Origin of the sequence: Achromobacter pulmonis (assembly GCF_021733725.1) — a bacterium.
GTDB classification, from domain to species: Bacteria; Pseudomonadota; Gammaproteobacteria; order Burkholderiales; family Burkholderiaceae_B; genus Achromobacter; species Achromobacter pulmonis.
Genome location: NZ_JAIFOT010000001.1, coordinates 5,406,726 through 5,422,077 on the forward strand (window position 1 = coordinate 5,406,726; position 15,352 = coordinate 5,422,077).

Annotated in this window: 11 protein-coding genes; 1 reads left to right on the forward strand and 10 read right to left on the reverse strand. The window is 66.8% G+C overall.

Features of this window, described 5'->3' with window-relative positions; translation table 11 throughout:
• Nucleotides 1-28: 28 nt before the first annotated feature.
• The 6 genes from K2W61_RS24935 to ggt form a co-directional block, all read right to left on the reverse strand.
• Nucleotides 29-565 carry a YaeQ family protein gene (locus tag K2W61_RS24935; RefSeq protein WP_175134580.1) on the reverse strand — a complete coding sequence of 179 codons (537 nt, stop codon included), beginning with the start codon at nt 563-565 and terminating at the stop codon, nt 29-31.
• 108 nt (nt 566-673) lie between these two features.
• Nucleotides 674-2,533, reverse strand: a complete 1,860-nt coding sequence (locus K2W61_RS24940) for a dipeptide ABC transporter ATP-binding protein (RefSeq protein WP_236757082.1) — start codon at nt 2,531-2,533, stop codon at nt 674-676.
• A 14-nt stretch (nt 2,534-2,547) separates the two neighbouring features.
• Complete coding sequence (locus K2W61_RS24945) at nt 2,548-3,426, reverse strand: ABC transporter permease (protein WP_175134578.1); 879 nt, start codon at nt 3,424-3,426, stop codon at nt 2,548-2,550.
• Nucleotides 3,423-4,367, reverse strand: a complete 945-nt coding sequence (locus K2W61_RS24950; protein WP_175134577.1) for an ABC transporter permease — start codon at nt 4,365-4,367, stop codon at nt 3,423-3,425. The genes K2W61_RS24945 and K2W61_RS24950 overlap by 4 nt, the downstream gene beginning before the upstream one ends.
• A gap of 129 nt (nt 4,368-4,496) precedes the next feature.
• A complete protein-coding gene (locus tag K2W61_RS24955) occupies nt 4,497-6,011 on the reverse strand; it encodes an ABC transporter substrate-binding protein (RefSeq protein WP_236756762.1) in 1,515 nt (504 codons plus the stop codon).
• A 34-nt stretch (nt 6,012-6,045) separates the two neighbouring features.
• A complete protein-coding gene (ggt, locus tag K2W61_RS24960) occupies nt 6,046-7,674 on the reverse strand; it encodes a gamma-glutamyltransferase (RefSeq protein WP_175134575.1) in 1,629 nt (542 codons plus the stop codon).
• Nucleotides 7,675-7,785: 111 nt separating this feature from the next.
• Here ggt and K2W61_RS24965 point away from each other — a divergent pair, with 111 nt between their 5' ends.
• Nucleotides 7,786-8,688, forward strand: a complete 903-nt coding sequence (locus K2W61_RS24965) for a LysR family transcriptional regulator (protein ID WP_175134574.1) — start codon at nt 7,786-7,788, stop codon at nt 8,686-8,688.
• Between the two features lie 96 nt (nt 8,689-8,784).
• On the opposite strand, the gene K2W61_RS24970 is transcribed toward K2W61_RS24965, so the two are convergent.
• The 4 genes from K2W61_RS24970 to K2W61_RS24985 all read right to left on the reverse strand — a co-directional run bounded on the left by K2W61_RS24970 (nt 8,785) and on the right by K2W61_RS24985 (nt 15,319).
• Nucleotides 8,785-10,962, reverse strand: a complete 2,178-nt coding sequence (locus K2W61_RS24970) for a phosphocholine-specific phospholipase C (RefSeq protein ID WP_175141189.1) — start codon at nt 10,960-10,962, stop codon at nt 8,785-8,787.
• Between the two features lie 36 nt (nt 10,963-10,998).
• A complete protein-coding gene (locus tag K2W61_RS24975; protein WP_175134572.1) occupies nt 10,999-11,169 on the reverse strand; it encodes a hypothetical protein in 171 nt (56 codons plus the stop codon).
• A 20-nt stretch (nt 11,170-11,189) separates the two neighbouring features.
• Nucleotides 11,190-13,178, reverse strand: coding sequence for an alkaline phosphatase family protein (locus K2W61_RS24980; protein WP_175141188.1), 1,989 nt, complete (start codon nt 13,176-13,178; stop codon nt 11,190-11,192).
• Nucleotides 13,179-13,375: 197 nt separating this feature from the next.
• The gene (locus K2W61_RS24985; RefSeq protein WP_175134570.1) at nt 13,376-15,319 is read right to left on the reverse strand and encodes a PhoX family protein; all 1,944 of its coding nucleotides are present in this window, start codon (nt 15,317-15,319) and stop codon (nt 13,376-13,378) included.
• Between the last annotated feature and the right edge of the window lie 33 nt (nt 15,320-15,352).

A 15,352-nucleotide genomic window follows, 5' to 3' on the forward strand; every position in this document is an offset into this window, starting at 1 on the left:
TACGCCTCCAGGAAATGGCCTGGCGGCATCAGCGCCAGACTTCGGGTTCGATGCTGACCTCGCCCTTGTCAGCGGAGAAATACACCACGCCGTCGGAAATGTTGGCGTTCAGCTGCATAGTGCGTTCGGCCAGCCCGGCCAGCGCGCGGGTCTGCTCGGACGGCAGGTTGATGACCTTGAGATTGCGGGTGCGTTCGAGTTTGTTGCGCACGCCGTCCCACCAGATCTTGCTGGCCGAGCCGCCGTAGCAGTAGACGATGACCTGCTCGGCGCGGCCGCAGGCGCGCAGGATGCGGCGCTCTTCGGGCTGGCCGACCTCGATCCACAGGGTGATGGCGCCGGTCAGATCCTTGACCCACAGGTCCGGCTCGTCGGTGTCGCTCAGGCCCTTGGTGAAGGCCAGTTCTTCCTGCGCGTTCAAGGCGTGGGCCACCAGCCGCACCATCATGCGCTCGTCGGTCTCCGAGGGATGGCGGGCGACGGTCAGCGAATGGCTGCCGTAGTAGTGGCGATCGGTGTCGGCGACGTTGAGCTCGGCCTTGTAGATGGTGGCGCGCAGGGCCATGGCGAAAAATCCGTTGAATGGGGGCAAATGACTGAAGCCCGCCATGATACCGCCTGCGGCGCCAACCGCGTGTCCGTCCACCCGCGAGGCGGGCGGACACGCCGTGCTTCAGTACACGCCGACCGAATGGCGCGCAACGAAGTGCCCTTCCCCGACCTGCACCAGCGGCTCGACCAGCGGATCGTCGCCCAGCTTGCGCATCGGGCTGGGGATCTCGTCGACCAGCAGCGAGCGCTCGCGGTGGCGGCGCTGCGGATCGGCGATCGGCACCGCCGCCATCAGCTTCCTGGTGTAGGGATGCTGCGGATTCTCGAAGATGGCGCGGCGCGGGCCGATCTCGACGATCTGCCCCAGGTACATCACCGCCACGCGATGGCTGACGCGCTCGACCACCGCCATGTCGTGCGAAATGAACAGGAACGACACGCCCAGCTCGCGCTGCAGGTCCAGCAGCAGGTTGACGATCTGCGCCTGGATCGACACGTCCAGCGCCGACACCGATTCGTCGGCGATCACCACTTTCGGGTTCAGGGCCAGGGCGCGCGCGATGCAGATGCGCTGGCGCTGGCCGCCGGAGAACTCGTGCGGATAGCGGTCGATCATCTCGGGCGCCAGGCCACACTTGTCCATCAGCCAGCGCACCCGTTCCTCGGCCTTCGCGCCGCTGGCGACGCGGTGGATCAACAGCGGCTCCATGATGGAGTAGCCGACCGTCATGCGCGGATCGAGCGAGGCGAACGGGTCCTGGAAGATGAACTGGATATGGCGGCGCAGCGTCTGCATGGCGCTGCCGCGCAGCGCGCCGATGTTCTGGCCGTCGAACTCGATCGAACCGCTCTTGCTCTTGACCAGTTGCAGCAGCGAACGGCCGGTGGTGGTCTTGCCGCAGCCGGACTCGCCCACCAGCGACAGCGTTTCGCCAGGGTAAAGATCGAAGCTGACCTTTTCGACCGCGTGCACGCGCTTTTGCACCCGCCCGAAAATACCGCCGGTGATATCGAAGCTGGTGGTCAAGTCACGCACCTTCAGCACCGGGCCATTGTCGCGGCGCACGGTGGAAGGCAAGGCCATCGGCGCGGGCGTCGGCTCGGCCTGGCGCGCGGCGTCCTCGACCTTGAGCAGCGGGAATGGGGCCGGCTCGTCGGTGCCGTGCATGGCGCCCAGGCGCGGCACGGCCGACAGCAGGGCGCGGGTGTAGGCATGCCGCGGCTGTGCGAAGAGTTCGTCGGAACCGCCCTCCTCGACCTTGTCGCCGCGGTACATCACCAGAACGCGGTCGGCCACTTCGGCCACCACGCCCATGTCGTGGGTGATGAAGATGACGCCCATGTCCATTTCTTCCTGCAGCTGGCGGATCAGTTGCAGGATCTGGGCCTGGATGGTGACGTCCAGGGCCGTGGTGGGTTCGTCGGCGATCAGCAGCTGCGGCTTGCATGACAGCGCCATGGCGATCATGACGCGCTGGCGCATGCCGCCGGACAGCTGGTGCGGATAGCGGTCGAGAATGGCGCGGGCCTCGGGGATGCGCACACGCTCGAGCATGCGCAGCGTCTCGGCGCGCGCCGCGGACGCATCCAGTCCCTGGTGCAGTTGCAGCGCCTCGGCGATCTGGCTGCCAGCCGTGAAGCTGGGGTTGAGCGAGGTCATCGGCTCCTGGAAGATCATGGCCACGTCGGCGCCGCGCACGCGTTGCAGCGTGCTGTCGGGCGCGTTGACCAGATCCAGCACCTCGCCGTTGCGCCGGCGCAGCAACATGCCGCCGTTGACGATGCGGCCGCCGCCGTATTCCACCAGGCGCATCAGCGCCAGCGAAGTGACCGACTTGCCCGAGCCGGACTCGCCCACGATCGCCAGGGTTTCGCCGCGATCGACGTGGAACGACACGTTGCGCACCGCTTCGACGACACGCTCGGGGGTTTTGAAGCGCACGGTCAGGTCATTGACCTGGACGACGCGTTTGGGGTCCATGGTTGCCATGATGATTACTTGTCCTGACGGGGATCCAGCGCATCGCGCAGCCCGTCGCCCAGCAGATTGAAGCCCAGCACCACCAGGAAAATGGCCGATCCGGGGAAGATCGACATCCAGGGCGCCTGGGTCATGAAGTTCTTGGCGGTGTTCAGCATCGAGCCCCAGGACGGGTTCGGCGGCTGCAGGCCCAGACCCAGGAACGACAGGCTGGCCTCGGCGATGATGGCCGTGGCGATGGTGATGGTGGCCTGGACGATCAGCGGCGGCATCACGTTCGGGAACACGTGGCGGCAGATGATGCGCAGGTCGGAGGCGCCTAGCGCGCGCGCGCTCTGCACGTAATCCTCGCTCTTGACCGCCAGCACCTGGCCGCGCGTGAGCCGGATGAACTTGGGCGCGGCGGATACGCCGATGGCGATCATGGCGTTGGTCAGGCTGGGCCCCAGGAAAGCGGCCAGCGCGATCGCCAGGATCAGGAACGGAATCGCCAGCAGCGCCTCGGTGGCGCGGGAAATGCAGCTGTCGGTCCAGCCGCCGAAATAGCCGGCCGCCAAACCGAACGGCACGCCGACCACCAGCGCGATCAGTACCGACACCAGGCCGGCCATGAGCGAGGCGCGCGCGCCATGCACCATGCGGCTGAAGATGTCGCGGCCGAGTTCATCGGTGCCCAGCCAGTGGGCGGCCGATGGCGCCTTGCGGATGGTGGTGAAGCTGGTCTGGAACGGATCCTGGCTGGCGATCAGCGGCGCCAGCAGCGCCACCAGCACGAAAAACAACACGATACCCAGGCCCAGCATGGCGACGTGGTTGCGTTTGAACTTGCCCCAGGCGCGGTTGCGGCTGCGGGGCGGCGTGACGGCGGCGGCCGTTGCGGGAAGTGCGCTCATGCGTGCCTCAGGCGGGGATTGACCAGGATGTACAGGATGTCGGCCAGCAGGTTCATCAGGATGAAGCCCACCGCGACGCAGAGCACCACGCCCTGCACCACCGCATAGTCGCGCGTGAAGACGGCGTCGACCACCAGCTTGCCGAAGCCGGGGATGGTGAAGACCTGCTCGGTCAGCACCGCGCCGGCCAGCAATTCACCGAACAGCAGCGTCACCAGCGTGACGATCGGCATCAGCGCGTTGCGCAGCGCGTGCCGCAGCACCACCTGGCGCGGCGACACGCCCTTGGCGCGGGCGGTGCGCACGTAATCGGCCGACAGCGCCTCGAGCATGGCCGAACGGGTGTGGCGCATGAGATAGGCGGCAATCGCGGTGGACAGCACCAGCGACGGCATCAGCATGGTCTTGATCGAGAGCCAGAAATCCTCGGCCGGCGACACGTAGCCCGAGGCCGGCAGCAGTTTCCATTGCACCGACACCACCATGATGAGGATGATGCCGAGCCAGAAGTTGGGAATCGACATGCCGGACAGCGCGGCGATATTGGCCCCCATCTCGACCGGCTTGCCCTTGCGCACGGCCGCCACGATGCCCATGGGAATGCCCACCAGCAGCGCGAAGAACATCGCCATCGCCGCCAACTGCAGCGTCACCGGCAGTTTCTGGGCGATCAGCGTGGTCACCGGCACGTCGGTGCGCAGCGACTTGCCCAGGTCGCCCTGCAGCACCTGGCCGGCCCAGGCGGCGTACTGCATCGGCAGCGGATCATTGAGGCGGTACTTGTCGCGCAGGTAATCCAGCACGGCCGGATCGCGCTCTTCGCCGGCCAGCGTCAGCACCGGATCGCCGGGCAGGATTTTCTGCAGCATGAAGACGATCATCGATACCAGTATCAGGGTCGGTATCGCGACGATCACACGGCGCAAGATGAGTTTGAGCATAAGGGAAAAACCGTAGAACGAAAGCGGCGGACGGAACCGGCCCCGAAGGGCACGGCGCGCGGCCGCCGCGGGAAACGGCCGGCCGCGAGGGCGCGGCCGGCGGGCGCGGCGGCGAACCGCCGCCCCCGGTCACTTCTGCGCGAACGTCACGCCCTTCAGGCGGATCATGCCGTCCGGATAGGGAACGAAGCCCTTGACCTTCTTGGCCAGCGCGAACGGCCACGGCTGGTAGTAGTCGTACACGCCAGGCAGTTCGTCCTGGATAATGGCCTGCACCTGGTCATAGAGGGCGCGGCGCTTGGCTTCGTCCGGCACCGTGCGGGCCTCCTTGAGCAGCTTGTCGACCTCGGGGTTGCAGTAATGGCCATCGTTCAACGCGCCCTTGCAGGTCACGAAGCTGTAGATGTTGCCATCCGGATCGACCCGGCCCGACCAGCCCAGCATCACCACCTGGAAGTTGCCGCCGGCCGACTCCTTCTGCAGCGCGGCGTATTCGGTGGGACGCAGCGACAGGTCGAAACCGGCCTCGGCAGCCATGGCCTGGACCATCTCGGCCACCGACGAGGTGGTGGTGTTGTTGCCGAACATGACCTCGGCCTTGACGCGGTCGAAGCCGGCCTGCTTGAGCAGCGCGCGGGCCTTGGCGACGTCGCGCTTGGTCACGGGGAACTTGTCGCTGTGATACGGGCTGGCGGGCGGGAACGGCTGCTGCGCCGGTTCGAAGATGCCGCCGCCGGCCACTTCGTTGATGGCGTCGCGGTCGATGGACAATTGGAACGCCTGGCGCACCAGCTTGTTCTTGAAGGGATTGTCTTCGGCGCGCTTGCCGTTGGCGACGTTGAACATGAACTGCTGGAAGCCCAACCCGGCAATCGGGGCGAAGGTCAGGCTGGCGTCATTCTTGACCTGGGGCGCATCGGAAGGATTCAGGCGCTCGAGCATGTCCAGGTCGCCAGCGCGCAGGTTCGACAGGCGCACGGTGGTGTCCGGGATCGGCAGGAAGGTGATGCGCTTGAAGGCGTAATCCTTGGCATCGTAGTACTGGTCGAATTTCTCCAGCACGATGCGGTCGTTCTGGATGCGTTCGACGAATTTGTACGGACCCGAGCAGATCGGCTTGCGGCCGACCGCGGCCACGTCGGCATCGGCGAAGGACTTGGGCGACAGCATCATGCCGGCGCGGTCGGACAACTGCGCCAGCAGCGTGGCGTCGGGCTGCTTGAGCGTCAGCACCAGCGTGGCGGCGTCGGGCGCCTCGACCTTATCGACCGAGGCCAGCTCGCCCTTGCGCAGGCTGTCCGGCAGCGTCTTGGCGCGCTCCAGGTTGGCCTTGGCGGCGGCGGCGTCGAACTTGCTGCCATCGTGGAACAGCACGTCCTGGCGCAGCTTGAAGGTCAGCACCTTGTTGTCGGGGCTGAACGACCACGAGGTGGCCAGCTGCGGCACAAAATGCAGCTTGGGATCGATGTCCACCAGCTTGTCGCACAGCGAGGTGAAGACGATGCGGCCGACGTAGGTGCGCGCGCGGTGCGGATCGAGCACGTCGGGATCTTCCTGCAGGCCGATGCGCAGGTTCTGGGCGCATGCCGCGCCCGCGGCCAGCGCCAGCATGCTGGCGCCGAAAGTGATGGTCAAGCGTTTCATTGTGTTTATTCCCCTTGTGGCTGCAATGCGCGGGTCAGAAGCCGACGGCCTGGCCGTCGCGCCGGCTGTCGCTGGCGGCGACGTAACCCAGTTCGTTGTCGCTTTCGGACATGCGCCAGATGAATTGGCCGGCGCCGAAATCCATGTACGGGTCGTCCACGGACTTCAAAGCATGCCCGAGGTCTTTGAGGCCCGCAATAGTGGAAGCCTTCATATTGGTCTCGATATCCAGCGTGAAATCGCGGTTGACCTTCCAGCGGGGCGCGCAGCAGGCGGCCTGCGGATTCTGGTGGTAATCGATCATGCGCACCACGGTCTGCAGGTGGCCCTGAGGCTGCATGTCGCCGCCCATCACGCCGAAGCTCATGACCGGCTTGCCGCCGCGCGTCAGGAAGCCCGGGATGATGGTATGGAACGGCCGCTTGCCGCCTTCGACCACGTTGGCCGACTTGGGATCCATCGAGAAGCCGACGCCACGGTTCTGCAGGCTGATGCCGGTGCCCGGCACCACCACGCCCGAGCCGAAGCCCATGTAGTTGGACTGGATGAACGAGATCATCATGCCGTTCTCGTCGGCGGCGGTCAGGTAGATGGTGCCGCCTGCGGCCGGACGGCCGGCGCTGAAATGGGTCGCGCCGTCCAGGCGGATCAGCTTGGCGCGGCTGTCCAGGTAGGCGTCCGACAGCATCTGCTCGGGCGTGACTTCCATCGAGCGCGGGTCGGCCACGTACTTGTAGAGGTCGGCGAAGGCCAGCTTCATGGCCTCGATCTGCACGTGCTGCGACTGCACCGAATCGACCGGCATGTCGGCGATGTTGAAGCGCTCGACAATACCCAGCGCGATCAGCGCGGCGATGCCCTGCCCGTTCGGCGGGATTTCGTGCAGCTCGTAGCCGCGGTAGGACTTGGAGATCGGCTTGACCCATTGCGGGCGGTAGCCGCGCAGGTCTTCCAGGGTCATGGCGCCGCCGCATTCCTGGCTGAAGGCGGCGATGCGCTCGGCCAGCTCGCCTTCGTAGAAGTCGCGGCCCTTGGAAGCGGCGATGCGGCGCAGCGTGTTGGCCGCGTCCGGGAAGCGGAAGTGCTCGCCGACCTTGGGCGCGCGGCCCTGCGGCATAAAGGCCTGGGCGTAGCCTGGCTGGTCGCGCAGTTCATCGGCGGCGGCGGCCCACTTGTGCGCCACCACCGGCGGCACCGCATAGCCACGCTCGGCAATCTCGATGGCGGGCTCGAACAGTTGCTCGAACGGCAGCTTGCCCAGTTTTTCGTGCAGCGCGGCCCAGCCGGCCACCACGCCCGGCACCGTCACCGCGTCCCAGCCGCGCTTGGGCTGGATCGCCAGGCCGTCGGCGCCGACGCCGTACTTGCGCTTGAAGTATTCGACATTCCAGGCGGCCGGCGCCACGCCGGAGGAATTCAGGCCATGCAGTTCCTGGCCGTCCCAGACGATGGCGAAACAGTCGCCCCCCAGGCCGCAGGAGACCGGCTCGACCAGCACGATGGTGGCGGCCGCGGCGATCGCGGCGTCGACCGCGTTGCCTCCCTTGAGCAGCATGCGCAGGCCGGCCTGGGCCGCCAGCGGGTGCGAGGTGGACACCACGTTGCGCGCGAACAGCGGGATGCGGATGGAGGGATAAGGATTGACCCAGTCGAAGGATTTCATGGCGCCTGTCTCATATGTAAGCGGTAAGCAGGCGAAATTACTCCCGTGGTCTAATTAAATCAATTTGATTTTTTGTTCAGTCATGAAAGAAATTTTTGTGATTTATTCCCCATGAGCACCCTCCGATTCCTGCGTACTTTTCTGGCCGTGGCCCACCACGGTTCGTTCTCCGAAGCGGCCGAGCAAGTGGCCCTGACGCAGGCCGCGGTCAGTTTCCAGATGCGCTCCCTGGAGGCGGAATTGGGGCGCGAGCTGTTCGACCGCAGCGGGCGCCTGGCCATCCTCAACGCGGCCGGCCGGGAATTGCTTCCGGAAATCAAGCACTTGCTGGATTCCTACGACCGTTTGCGGCTGCCGCGCACGGTGCCGGGCGAACTGGCCGGCTCGGTCTCGGTCGGCAGTATCGTCTCGTGCATGGGCACCCTGTCCAAGGTGGTGTCGGGCATGAAGAAGGCGCATCCGCGGCTGGATGTGCGCATTCTGTCGGGCAAGGCCAGCGAGCTGGCCGGCAAGGTGGAAGACGGCGAGCTGGACGCCGCCTTCCTGGTCGAGGCCGGCCGCAAGATGGCCAGCACGCGCTGGACCCCGCTCTATGAAGAACCGCTGGTCGTGATCGCGCCGCCCTCGGCCATCGGCCATGACGCGCGCCAGGTGCTGGCCAGCAATCCCTTCCTGCGCTTTGACCGCACCCAGCGCACCGGCCTGCAGATCGACCGGCTGCTGCGGCGCATGGCGGTGCCGCTGGACGAATTCCTGGAACTGAACGCGATCGAGACACTGGTCGAGCTGGTGCGCCAGGAAGTGGGCGTGACGCTGCTGCCGCTGATCAACGGCTCGAATTGGCGCACCAGCGTCCGGCTGCGCATCCTGCCGCTACCCGCCGACCTGGGGCCGACGGCGCGGGCCATCGGCATGCTGGAGCGGCGCGAGCACGCCCGCCAGAACATTACCGCCGCCATCTGCGAGGCCTGCGCCACGGCGTTCCGCACGCGCGACGCGCTGGCCATCGCCTGAGCCGCCTGCCGACCCGGCGCCGCAGCCCCCGGCCGGCAAGATGCCGCGCCTGGGCCCGGGCGCGGCCGGGACCGGCCGCGCCGCGGTGGGCGCGCCTTACAGACCCATCGCCGGATCGGTGACCGAGGGCTTGCCGGTTTCCACCCGGCCGGCAAAGCGGCGGATGTAGGCCGGGTCCTCGTTCAGGCGCGCGGTGAAGTCATACCAGGCGCCGCTGGCCTTGAGCGACCACGACTGCTCGACCTGGCTGCCCGCTGGCACCGTGATCGTCCATTTCTCGTTATTGGTGTAGTAGGCGTTCGGCGTGATGACGAAGGTGCAGGGCTGCTTGCCGCTGTTGATGAAGCTGGTGTAGACGTCGCCGTTGGCAATGTCGTAGCAGACCCGGATTTCGGCATCCAGCCCGGCGCTGCGGGCCAGCGCCAAGTCGCCGGCGAAATGGCGCAGATAGCCGTTCGGACCCATCACCCACAGGTCGTACTTGCCGCCGTCGGCGGCCGCGTCCCAGCTGCCTTCCAGCTGCTTGTCCGGTTCGACCGCGTAGCGGCGCGGCAGGCGATCCAGATGCAGCTGGTCATACACATGGAACACGCCGGCGGCGCTGCCGGTGTTGGCGAACACCAGCCACATGGCGCTGGTGCCCGGCTGGGCGCGGCCGCTGGTGTGCAGCTCATAGGGCAGCGCGCGCGAGAAGCGCACCCCGGTCTCCTGACTGGGCTTGGCTTGGGTGGCGGTGTCCGGCAGCGGCACCTGGGCCAGCGCCTGCTGGTCGGCGCGGGTCTGGTCGGCCTGGGCTTTGGTCAGCAGGGTCAGGTCGGGCAGTTGCTCGTTGTTGGGCGTGGCAAAGTTGAAGGCCGAAGTCAGGTCGCCGAGCACGGCGCGGCGGTAATCGCTGATGTTGGGTTCCTTGACGCCGAACCGCGCCTCCAGGAAACGCAGCACCGAGGTGTGGTCGAACGACTGCGAGTTGATCCAGCCGCCGCGGCTCCAGGGCGAGACGATGTACATCGGCACGCGCGGGCCGGGGCCGTACACGCGGTTGTCGGCGGCGTCCTGCAGCGACGGCTTGACGTGGCGCTCCAGGTCGGTGTTGATGGTGGATGCGCCCGCCGTCGAACCGTCCGGATTGATCGACGGCGCGGCCGGCGGCGGCACGTGGTCGAAGAAGCCGTCGTTCTCGTCGAAGTTGATCAGCAGCACCGTCTTGCTCCAGACGTCCGGATTGGCCGTCAGGGCATTGAGCGTTTCCTGGATGTACCAGGCGCCCTGCACCGGGCTGGACGGCCCGGGGTGCTCCGAATAGGCCGCCGGCGCCACGATCCACGACACCTGCGGCAGCGCGCCGTTCAATACATCGTCGCGGAATGCCTGCAGCAGGCCGCCGTCGGGCATGGTGTTGGCCACGCCCTTGTACAGCGGGTTGGTGGCGTCGGCCGCGGGCGTCCAAGCCGGCGGGCTGGGATTGCCGGCGGTGGGATCATTGCCGGACAGTTCATAGGCCTTGCGGAATTGCCGGAAGCCCGCCAGCGGATTGTCGGTGAAGTTGTCCGGCAGGTTCTGGTAGACCTTCCAGCTCACGCCGTTTTCCTGCAACCGCTCGGGATAGGTCTTCCAGGTCCAGCCGATGGTGGACGCGCCCAGGCCGTCCCACTGGTTGCGGGTCGACGGGCCATTGCCCTGCGCCAGCGGGTCATTGGTGCCGGTCCAGTGAAACAGGCGGTTGGTATTGGTGCCGCCGTGCGAGGAACAGTGGTAGGCATCGCACAGCGTGAAGGCCTCGGCCAGCGCGTACTGGAACGCCAGTTCCTGGCGCGTGTAGTAGCCCATCGACTGGTTCTGCTTGTAGCGCGGCCACTGGTACAGGCGGCCGCCGTCCCAGGCATTCTGCGCGTCGGGGAAGTCGTGCGGCGTGCCGGACACGCGCTGCGCGTTGCCCTTGGTGCTGTCCAGGTGGTACGGCAACACCACGCGGGTGCCGTTGGTCTGTTCCCAGACCGAGCGGTTCTGCGGCAGCGGCACGGTGATGCGGTCGCCAAAGCCGCGCACGCCCTTGAAGGTGCCGAAGTACATGTCGAACGAGCGGTTTTCCTGCATCAGGATGACCACATGCTCGACGTCGTTGATGGTGCCGGTGCGGTTGTTGGCGGGAATGGCCAGCGCGCGGCGGATGGCCGGCGGGAACATCGACAAGGCGGTCAGGCCGGCGGTCGAGGCGGCGGCGTTACGCAGGAAGCGGCGCTTGCCGGCGTGGATCGGGTCTTGGTGGGACGTCACGGATGCGATTCCTTGGATTCTGAAAATGGCGCGGCGTCAGGGCGCGCAACGCAGTTGGGGCTTGGCCGGCTGGGTCGGCGTTTCAGGCTGGGCGCCGGTATCGCCGTCGTCATCCTTGTCGCCGCCGCAGGCGGTCAGGACGGCGGCCACCATCAGGGCGGCGCCCATGCGCAGGCAAGCGCGCAAGATCGGGGAAGCAGTGTTCATGTCGTATCTATCCTCGGACATCAGGGGAGCAATTCGGAAACGGACTTGCCGGACATGGCCAGCGACTTGACCTCGGTTTCGGTCAGGGCGCGCGACCAGAAGGCCAGGTCGTCGAAGTACATGGTGTAGGGGCCTTTGGTGCCGGCGCAGCACACGCCGTAGGTGCCCTTGCCGTCTTCGTTCAGGCCCAGGTGCGGACCGAACAGGCCAGCGATCTGGGCGAAGTTGACGCTGCCGGTCGAGATCGAGCGGCTGAACCAGCCCATCTCGCTGTCGTACACATAGGCGGCCATGGTCTTGGCGGTCTTGTCGATGACCATGGCCACGTAGACCGGCTTGTTGGGCGTGAACCTGACGCCATTGATGTCGACGCGGCTGCCGCCGGCCAGGTTGAAGCGCAGCTCGGGGCCGGCCCACTGGGCGATGGTGATGCCGGGATTGCCGCCGGAGTTGTAGTCCTTGTTGCCCAGGATGGAGCGATCGTTGGCGGTGCCGTCCGACTGGTACCAGAAGCCGATGGTGAAGGCCTGGACGCTGTCGAGCAGGCCCGCCGGATAGTCCAGCTTGAAGGCGCCTGTCGGATCGCCGCTGCGTTCGTTCTGGAACATCTTGCCGAACACGCCGTTATCGGCGAAGGCCGGCGCCTGCGTGCCGTCATAGGGCGTGATCGCCCCGCCGCCGGCGGCCTTGTCGGTCAGGTCGCCCTCGAACGGGAACATCATGGTCAGGCCGCTGCCCAGCGATGCCAGCAGCGGCACCGGCGCGGTATAGACCACGGTGGCGCGCACCGCCGTCACGGCGTTGCCGACCGAGACGGCGTAGTTCAGTTCGTGCACGCCTTCGGTGGTGAAAACAAAGCCCGTATCGACATAGTCGGTGGCGGTGCCCGGCAGGCGCGCGATTTCCTGGCCGTCGCGGGTAATCACGATGTCGCCGGTGGGCGTGCCCACGCGGCTCCAGCTCAACGCCACGCTCTTGTTGTCCATCGAGGTGCGGCTGGCGCCCCGGCGCAGCGCGACGGATTCGGACAACGCAGTGCCCGCCATGTCGTACTGGCCCGAAGGCGGCAATGCGCCCAAATGCGCCAGCAGCGTCGGCGCGGCGTCGGCTGCGCTCGGCAGGCTGTACCAGGCGTTGTTCCAGGCGCCGTCGACGGCCTCGTCATCGGCGCTGCCGCCCAGCAGCGAAGAGCGGTTCATCGCCAGCAGCGTGGTCTTGTTGAGCGAGAGCGGCAGGCCATCGCTGCCGCCGGTGCGGTCCAGGCCGTGGCTGGATGCCACCAGCACCAGCCAGTTCTCGTCCGGATGGGCGGCGCGGCGCTCGGCCACCTGCTTGAGCAGCGCGCCGATGGCGTCATCGGTCTGGCGCAACGTGGCGCGATAGCCGTCGCCAAAACCGGCAGTGGCGGCCGCGCGCTCGGCCGCGCCGAACTGCGCCACCACCAGATCGTAGCCCTCGGTGATGCGGTCGCGCGCCTGGCTGGCGACGCACGCATCGACCCCGGCGCAATCCGTCAGGCTCTGCAGATAGCCGGCGTCGCGGTCGGCGCCGACCAGGCCGGCCAACAGCGGCGAGTTGAAGGCCGCCGCGGCGCGCATCGCCGGCCTGGCGGCCTTGACGCGCTGGAACAGGGTCGCGGTTTTGGCCGACTGTCCCGGCGCGTTGCTGCGCACGCCGTGCTGATCGGCCCATTGTCCGGTCAGCAGCGTGGCCCAGCCCGGCGCCAGCAACGTCGGCTGCTGCGTCACGCCGCCGGTCACGCCGCCGGTCCAGGAACGGGTGGCCGTCAGTTGCGCCAGATTCGGCAACGACTTGTCCGCCACGCTCTGGCGATAGGCGTCATACGTCAATCCATCGACACCGATGAACAGCACCTTGGCATGAGCGCCGCTGCCCGGCTGCGCCGCAGGCGCCGCGTCATCGTCACTGCCACCATCGCCGCCGCAACCGGCCAGCGCGCCCAGGGCCGCCAACGCGGCGCACCAGCGCTTCCACTTCAATACCTGCATGTTCTTTCCCTCTCGAAACCCGCTTTGTGGGTGGTCCACATAGTGGCTTCGCAAGGTGAAAGCCCGATGAAGCGAAGAAAGGAATCGCTGATCGACGGATCAGTTTTTTTTCTGCTGCGACATAGATGGCAATAAAAGCAAGGGACCGGCTTGCCGGTCCCTTGCCTGGCGCCGGGCCGCGGTCCGCGGCCCGTGGATCAGGCGCCGATCTTGACGCCGGTCAGGTAGCCGACCGCAGCGCCGAAGCCGTCCTTGTAGTTGGCCTTGACCAGCGGCTCCAGCGTCGGCCGCACCACCGCGTGCACAGCCCCCCAATCGGCCGCGTGCTGGAAGTTGCTGGTGATATAGGTCCAGCCGTTGAGCTCGTCGACCGCCTGCAGGCCGGTCGATTCGGCCGCCACCGGGCACGACAGCAGACGCGAGAGCTGCTTGGTGTCGACGTTGTAGGCCCACAGGAAGTTGTTGACGTGGCCGCCGCTGTCCTCGCCCACGAACAGCGTGCGCAGCTTCTCCGAGAACTTGAGATTGTCCGGATTGGAGATCCGGTCGGCGTTGTGGGTGTTGCCCAACGCGTCGGCCGGCGAGATCGGCGCGCCCACCAGTTCGGGCACCGCGGCCATGTCGACCGGCACCCATTCGCTGTCGATGGCCTGGCCGTCGGTATCGACCTGGCCAGCCTTCAGGTGCAGCTGATAGACGGCGCCGGCCGAATTGGCCTGTACCTGCATGCCGGCCACGGTGCCGTCGATCATCGACTTCTCGATGCGCGACATGGCGCTGTAGGCGATCTTGTCCTTGGCGTTGACCGTGGTGCCTTCCATCTTGGTGAAACCCAGCGAGCCGCCGACCAGCGCGGCATAGCGGTGCGTTTCCAGGAAGGCGGCGGCCTGGCGGCGGCCCGGCAGCAGCTTGACCCAATTGTTGCCGCCGCTGTAGCGGATCCGGGTGAAGCTGTTGTCGGCCGGGTCGGTGGTGCGCACGTCCATGATGTCGGCGGCGGTCAGTTGGTCGGCCAGTTCCTTCACTTCGGCGCTGGTGGCGTGGCCCAGTTTGATCCAGGTCAGCGTGGCCGCGCCCGGGCCGGTTCCCGAGGTCTGGGTCCACTTGGCCACGTACAGCGTGCCGGACGACAGGTCGGCCTTGCGGTCGGCCACGAACATGAACAGGCCGCCATTGGTGGCGTCATCGCCCATCAGCGCGGTGCGCTGGTCGGGCATGATCTGCACCAGTTCGTGCGAGATCCGGCCCATGCAATAGTGCTTCTTGATGCTGCCGGTGCCGTCCGGGTTCACCGTCACTTCGGGTAGATGGCCGTAGTGGTACGGGTTGGCCTTGTTGGGGTCGCCGAACAGATTCTGGCTATAGGCCTGGAACTGCGCGTCGGCGCTGGCGACGGTGGCGTCGGGCTCGTACTCTTCGCTGGACAGGTGCGTGTTCCAGGGCGACAGGCTGGCGCCGCAGGTGATCCACAGGCCGTTGACCGACGACGTATCGACGTTGCTGTACTTGACCAGGCTGAGCTTGCCGGTGGCGGGGTCCTGCGCCAGCGTCAGCACCGCAATGGGCGACGGCAGGCGGCCATACATGTCGGCGCCGGACTGGTCCATCGACTGGTATTCGAACTGCACCACGGCGAACAGGGTATTGCCATTGACGCCAGGCACCGTCGGCGCTTCCAGCTTCAGCAGCGACATGCCGTCCGGACAGTTCGAGAAGAACTGGCGGGCCTGGGCGGGCACCGAATTGTCCATGATCGGCGCGCCGTTGTGATCGAAATAGCCGCCGGCGATGATGCTGCCGCCCTTGCCGTCCGGCACCGAATCGCCCGTCATGAAGAACGACTCGTAGCCCAGCTCGATCTTGCGCGTCGAGCCATCGCTGAACGTCAGCACCATTGCCGAGCCCACGGTGGTGCGCGCCATCAGCTCGGGGGTGGCCAGCGTGGGCGCGGCCATCGAAGTGAAGGCGGCAGAGGTGAACGTCACGCCCGGCGCCGGCGTGGAGGGGCTGTCGTCATCATCGTCACTCGAGTTACAGCCCGCCAGCAGGGCGGTCATGCCGACGCCGCCCAGCGGCAGCATCGGCGCACCGCCCAGCATCTTCAGGAGGCGGCGGCGATTGGCGTGTGTCATGTCTTGCATCGTGGTTTCCTGTGCGAGGGGATCAATGCCGCG

Excerpts from the sequence above, each read along its gene's own strand:
- K2W61_RS24965 (WP_175134574.1), top strand. The coding sequence starts at position 7,786 with ATGAGCACCCTCCGATTCCTGCGTACTTTTCTGGCCGTGGCCCACCAC.
- K2W61_RS24975 (WP_175134572.1), bottom strand. The coding sequence starts at position 11,169 with ATGAACACTGCTTCCCCGATCTTGCGCGCTTGCCTGCGCATGGGCGCC.
- K2W61_RS24980 (WP_175141188.1), bottom strand. The coding sequence starts at position 13,178 with ATGCAGGTATTGAAGTGGAAGCGCTGGTGCGCCGCGTTGGCGGCCCTG.
- K2W61_RS24955 (WP_236756762.1), bottom strand. The coding sequence starts at position 6,011 with ATGAAACGCTTGACCATCACTTTCGGCGCCAGCATGCTGGCGCTGGCC.
- K2W61_RS24985 (WP_175134570.1), bottom strand. The coding sequence starts at position 15,319 with ATGCAAGACATGACACACGCCAATCGCCGCCGCCTCCTGAAGATGCTG.
- K2W61_RS24935 (WP_175134580.1), bottom strand. The coding sequence starts at position 565 with ATGGCCCTGCGCGCCACCATCTACAAGGCCGAGCTCAACGTCGCCGAC.
- ggt (WP_175134575.1), bottom strand. The coding sequence starts at position 7,674 with ATGAAATCCTTCGACTGGGTCAATCCTTATCCCTCCATCCGCATCCCG.
- K2W61_RS24940 (WP_236757082.1), bottom strand. The coding sequence starts at position 2,533 with ATGGACCCCAAACGCGTCGTCCAGGTCAATGACCTGACCGTGCGCTTC.
- K2W61_RS24945 (WP_175134578.1), bottom strand. The coding sequence starts at position 3,426 with ATGAGCGCACTTCCCGCAACGGCCGCCGCCGTCACGCCGCCCCGCAGC.
- K2W61_RS24950 (WP_175134577.1), bottom strand. The coding sequence starts at position 4,367 with ATGCTCAAACTCATCTTGCGCCGTGTGATCGTCGCGATACCGACCCTG.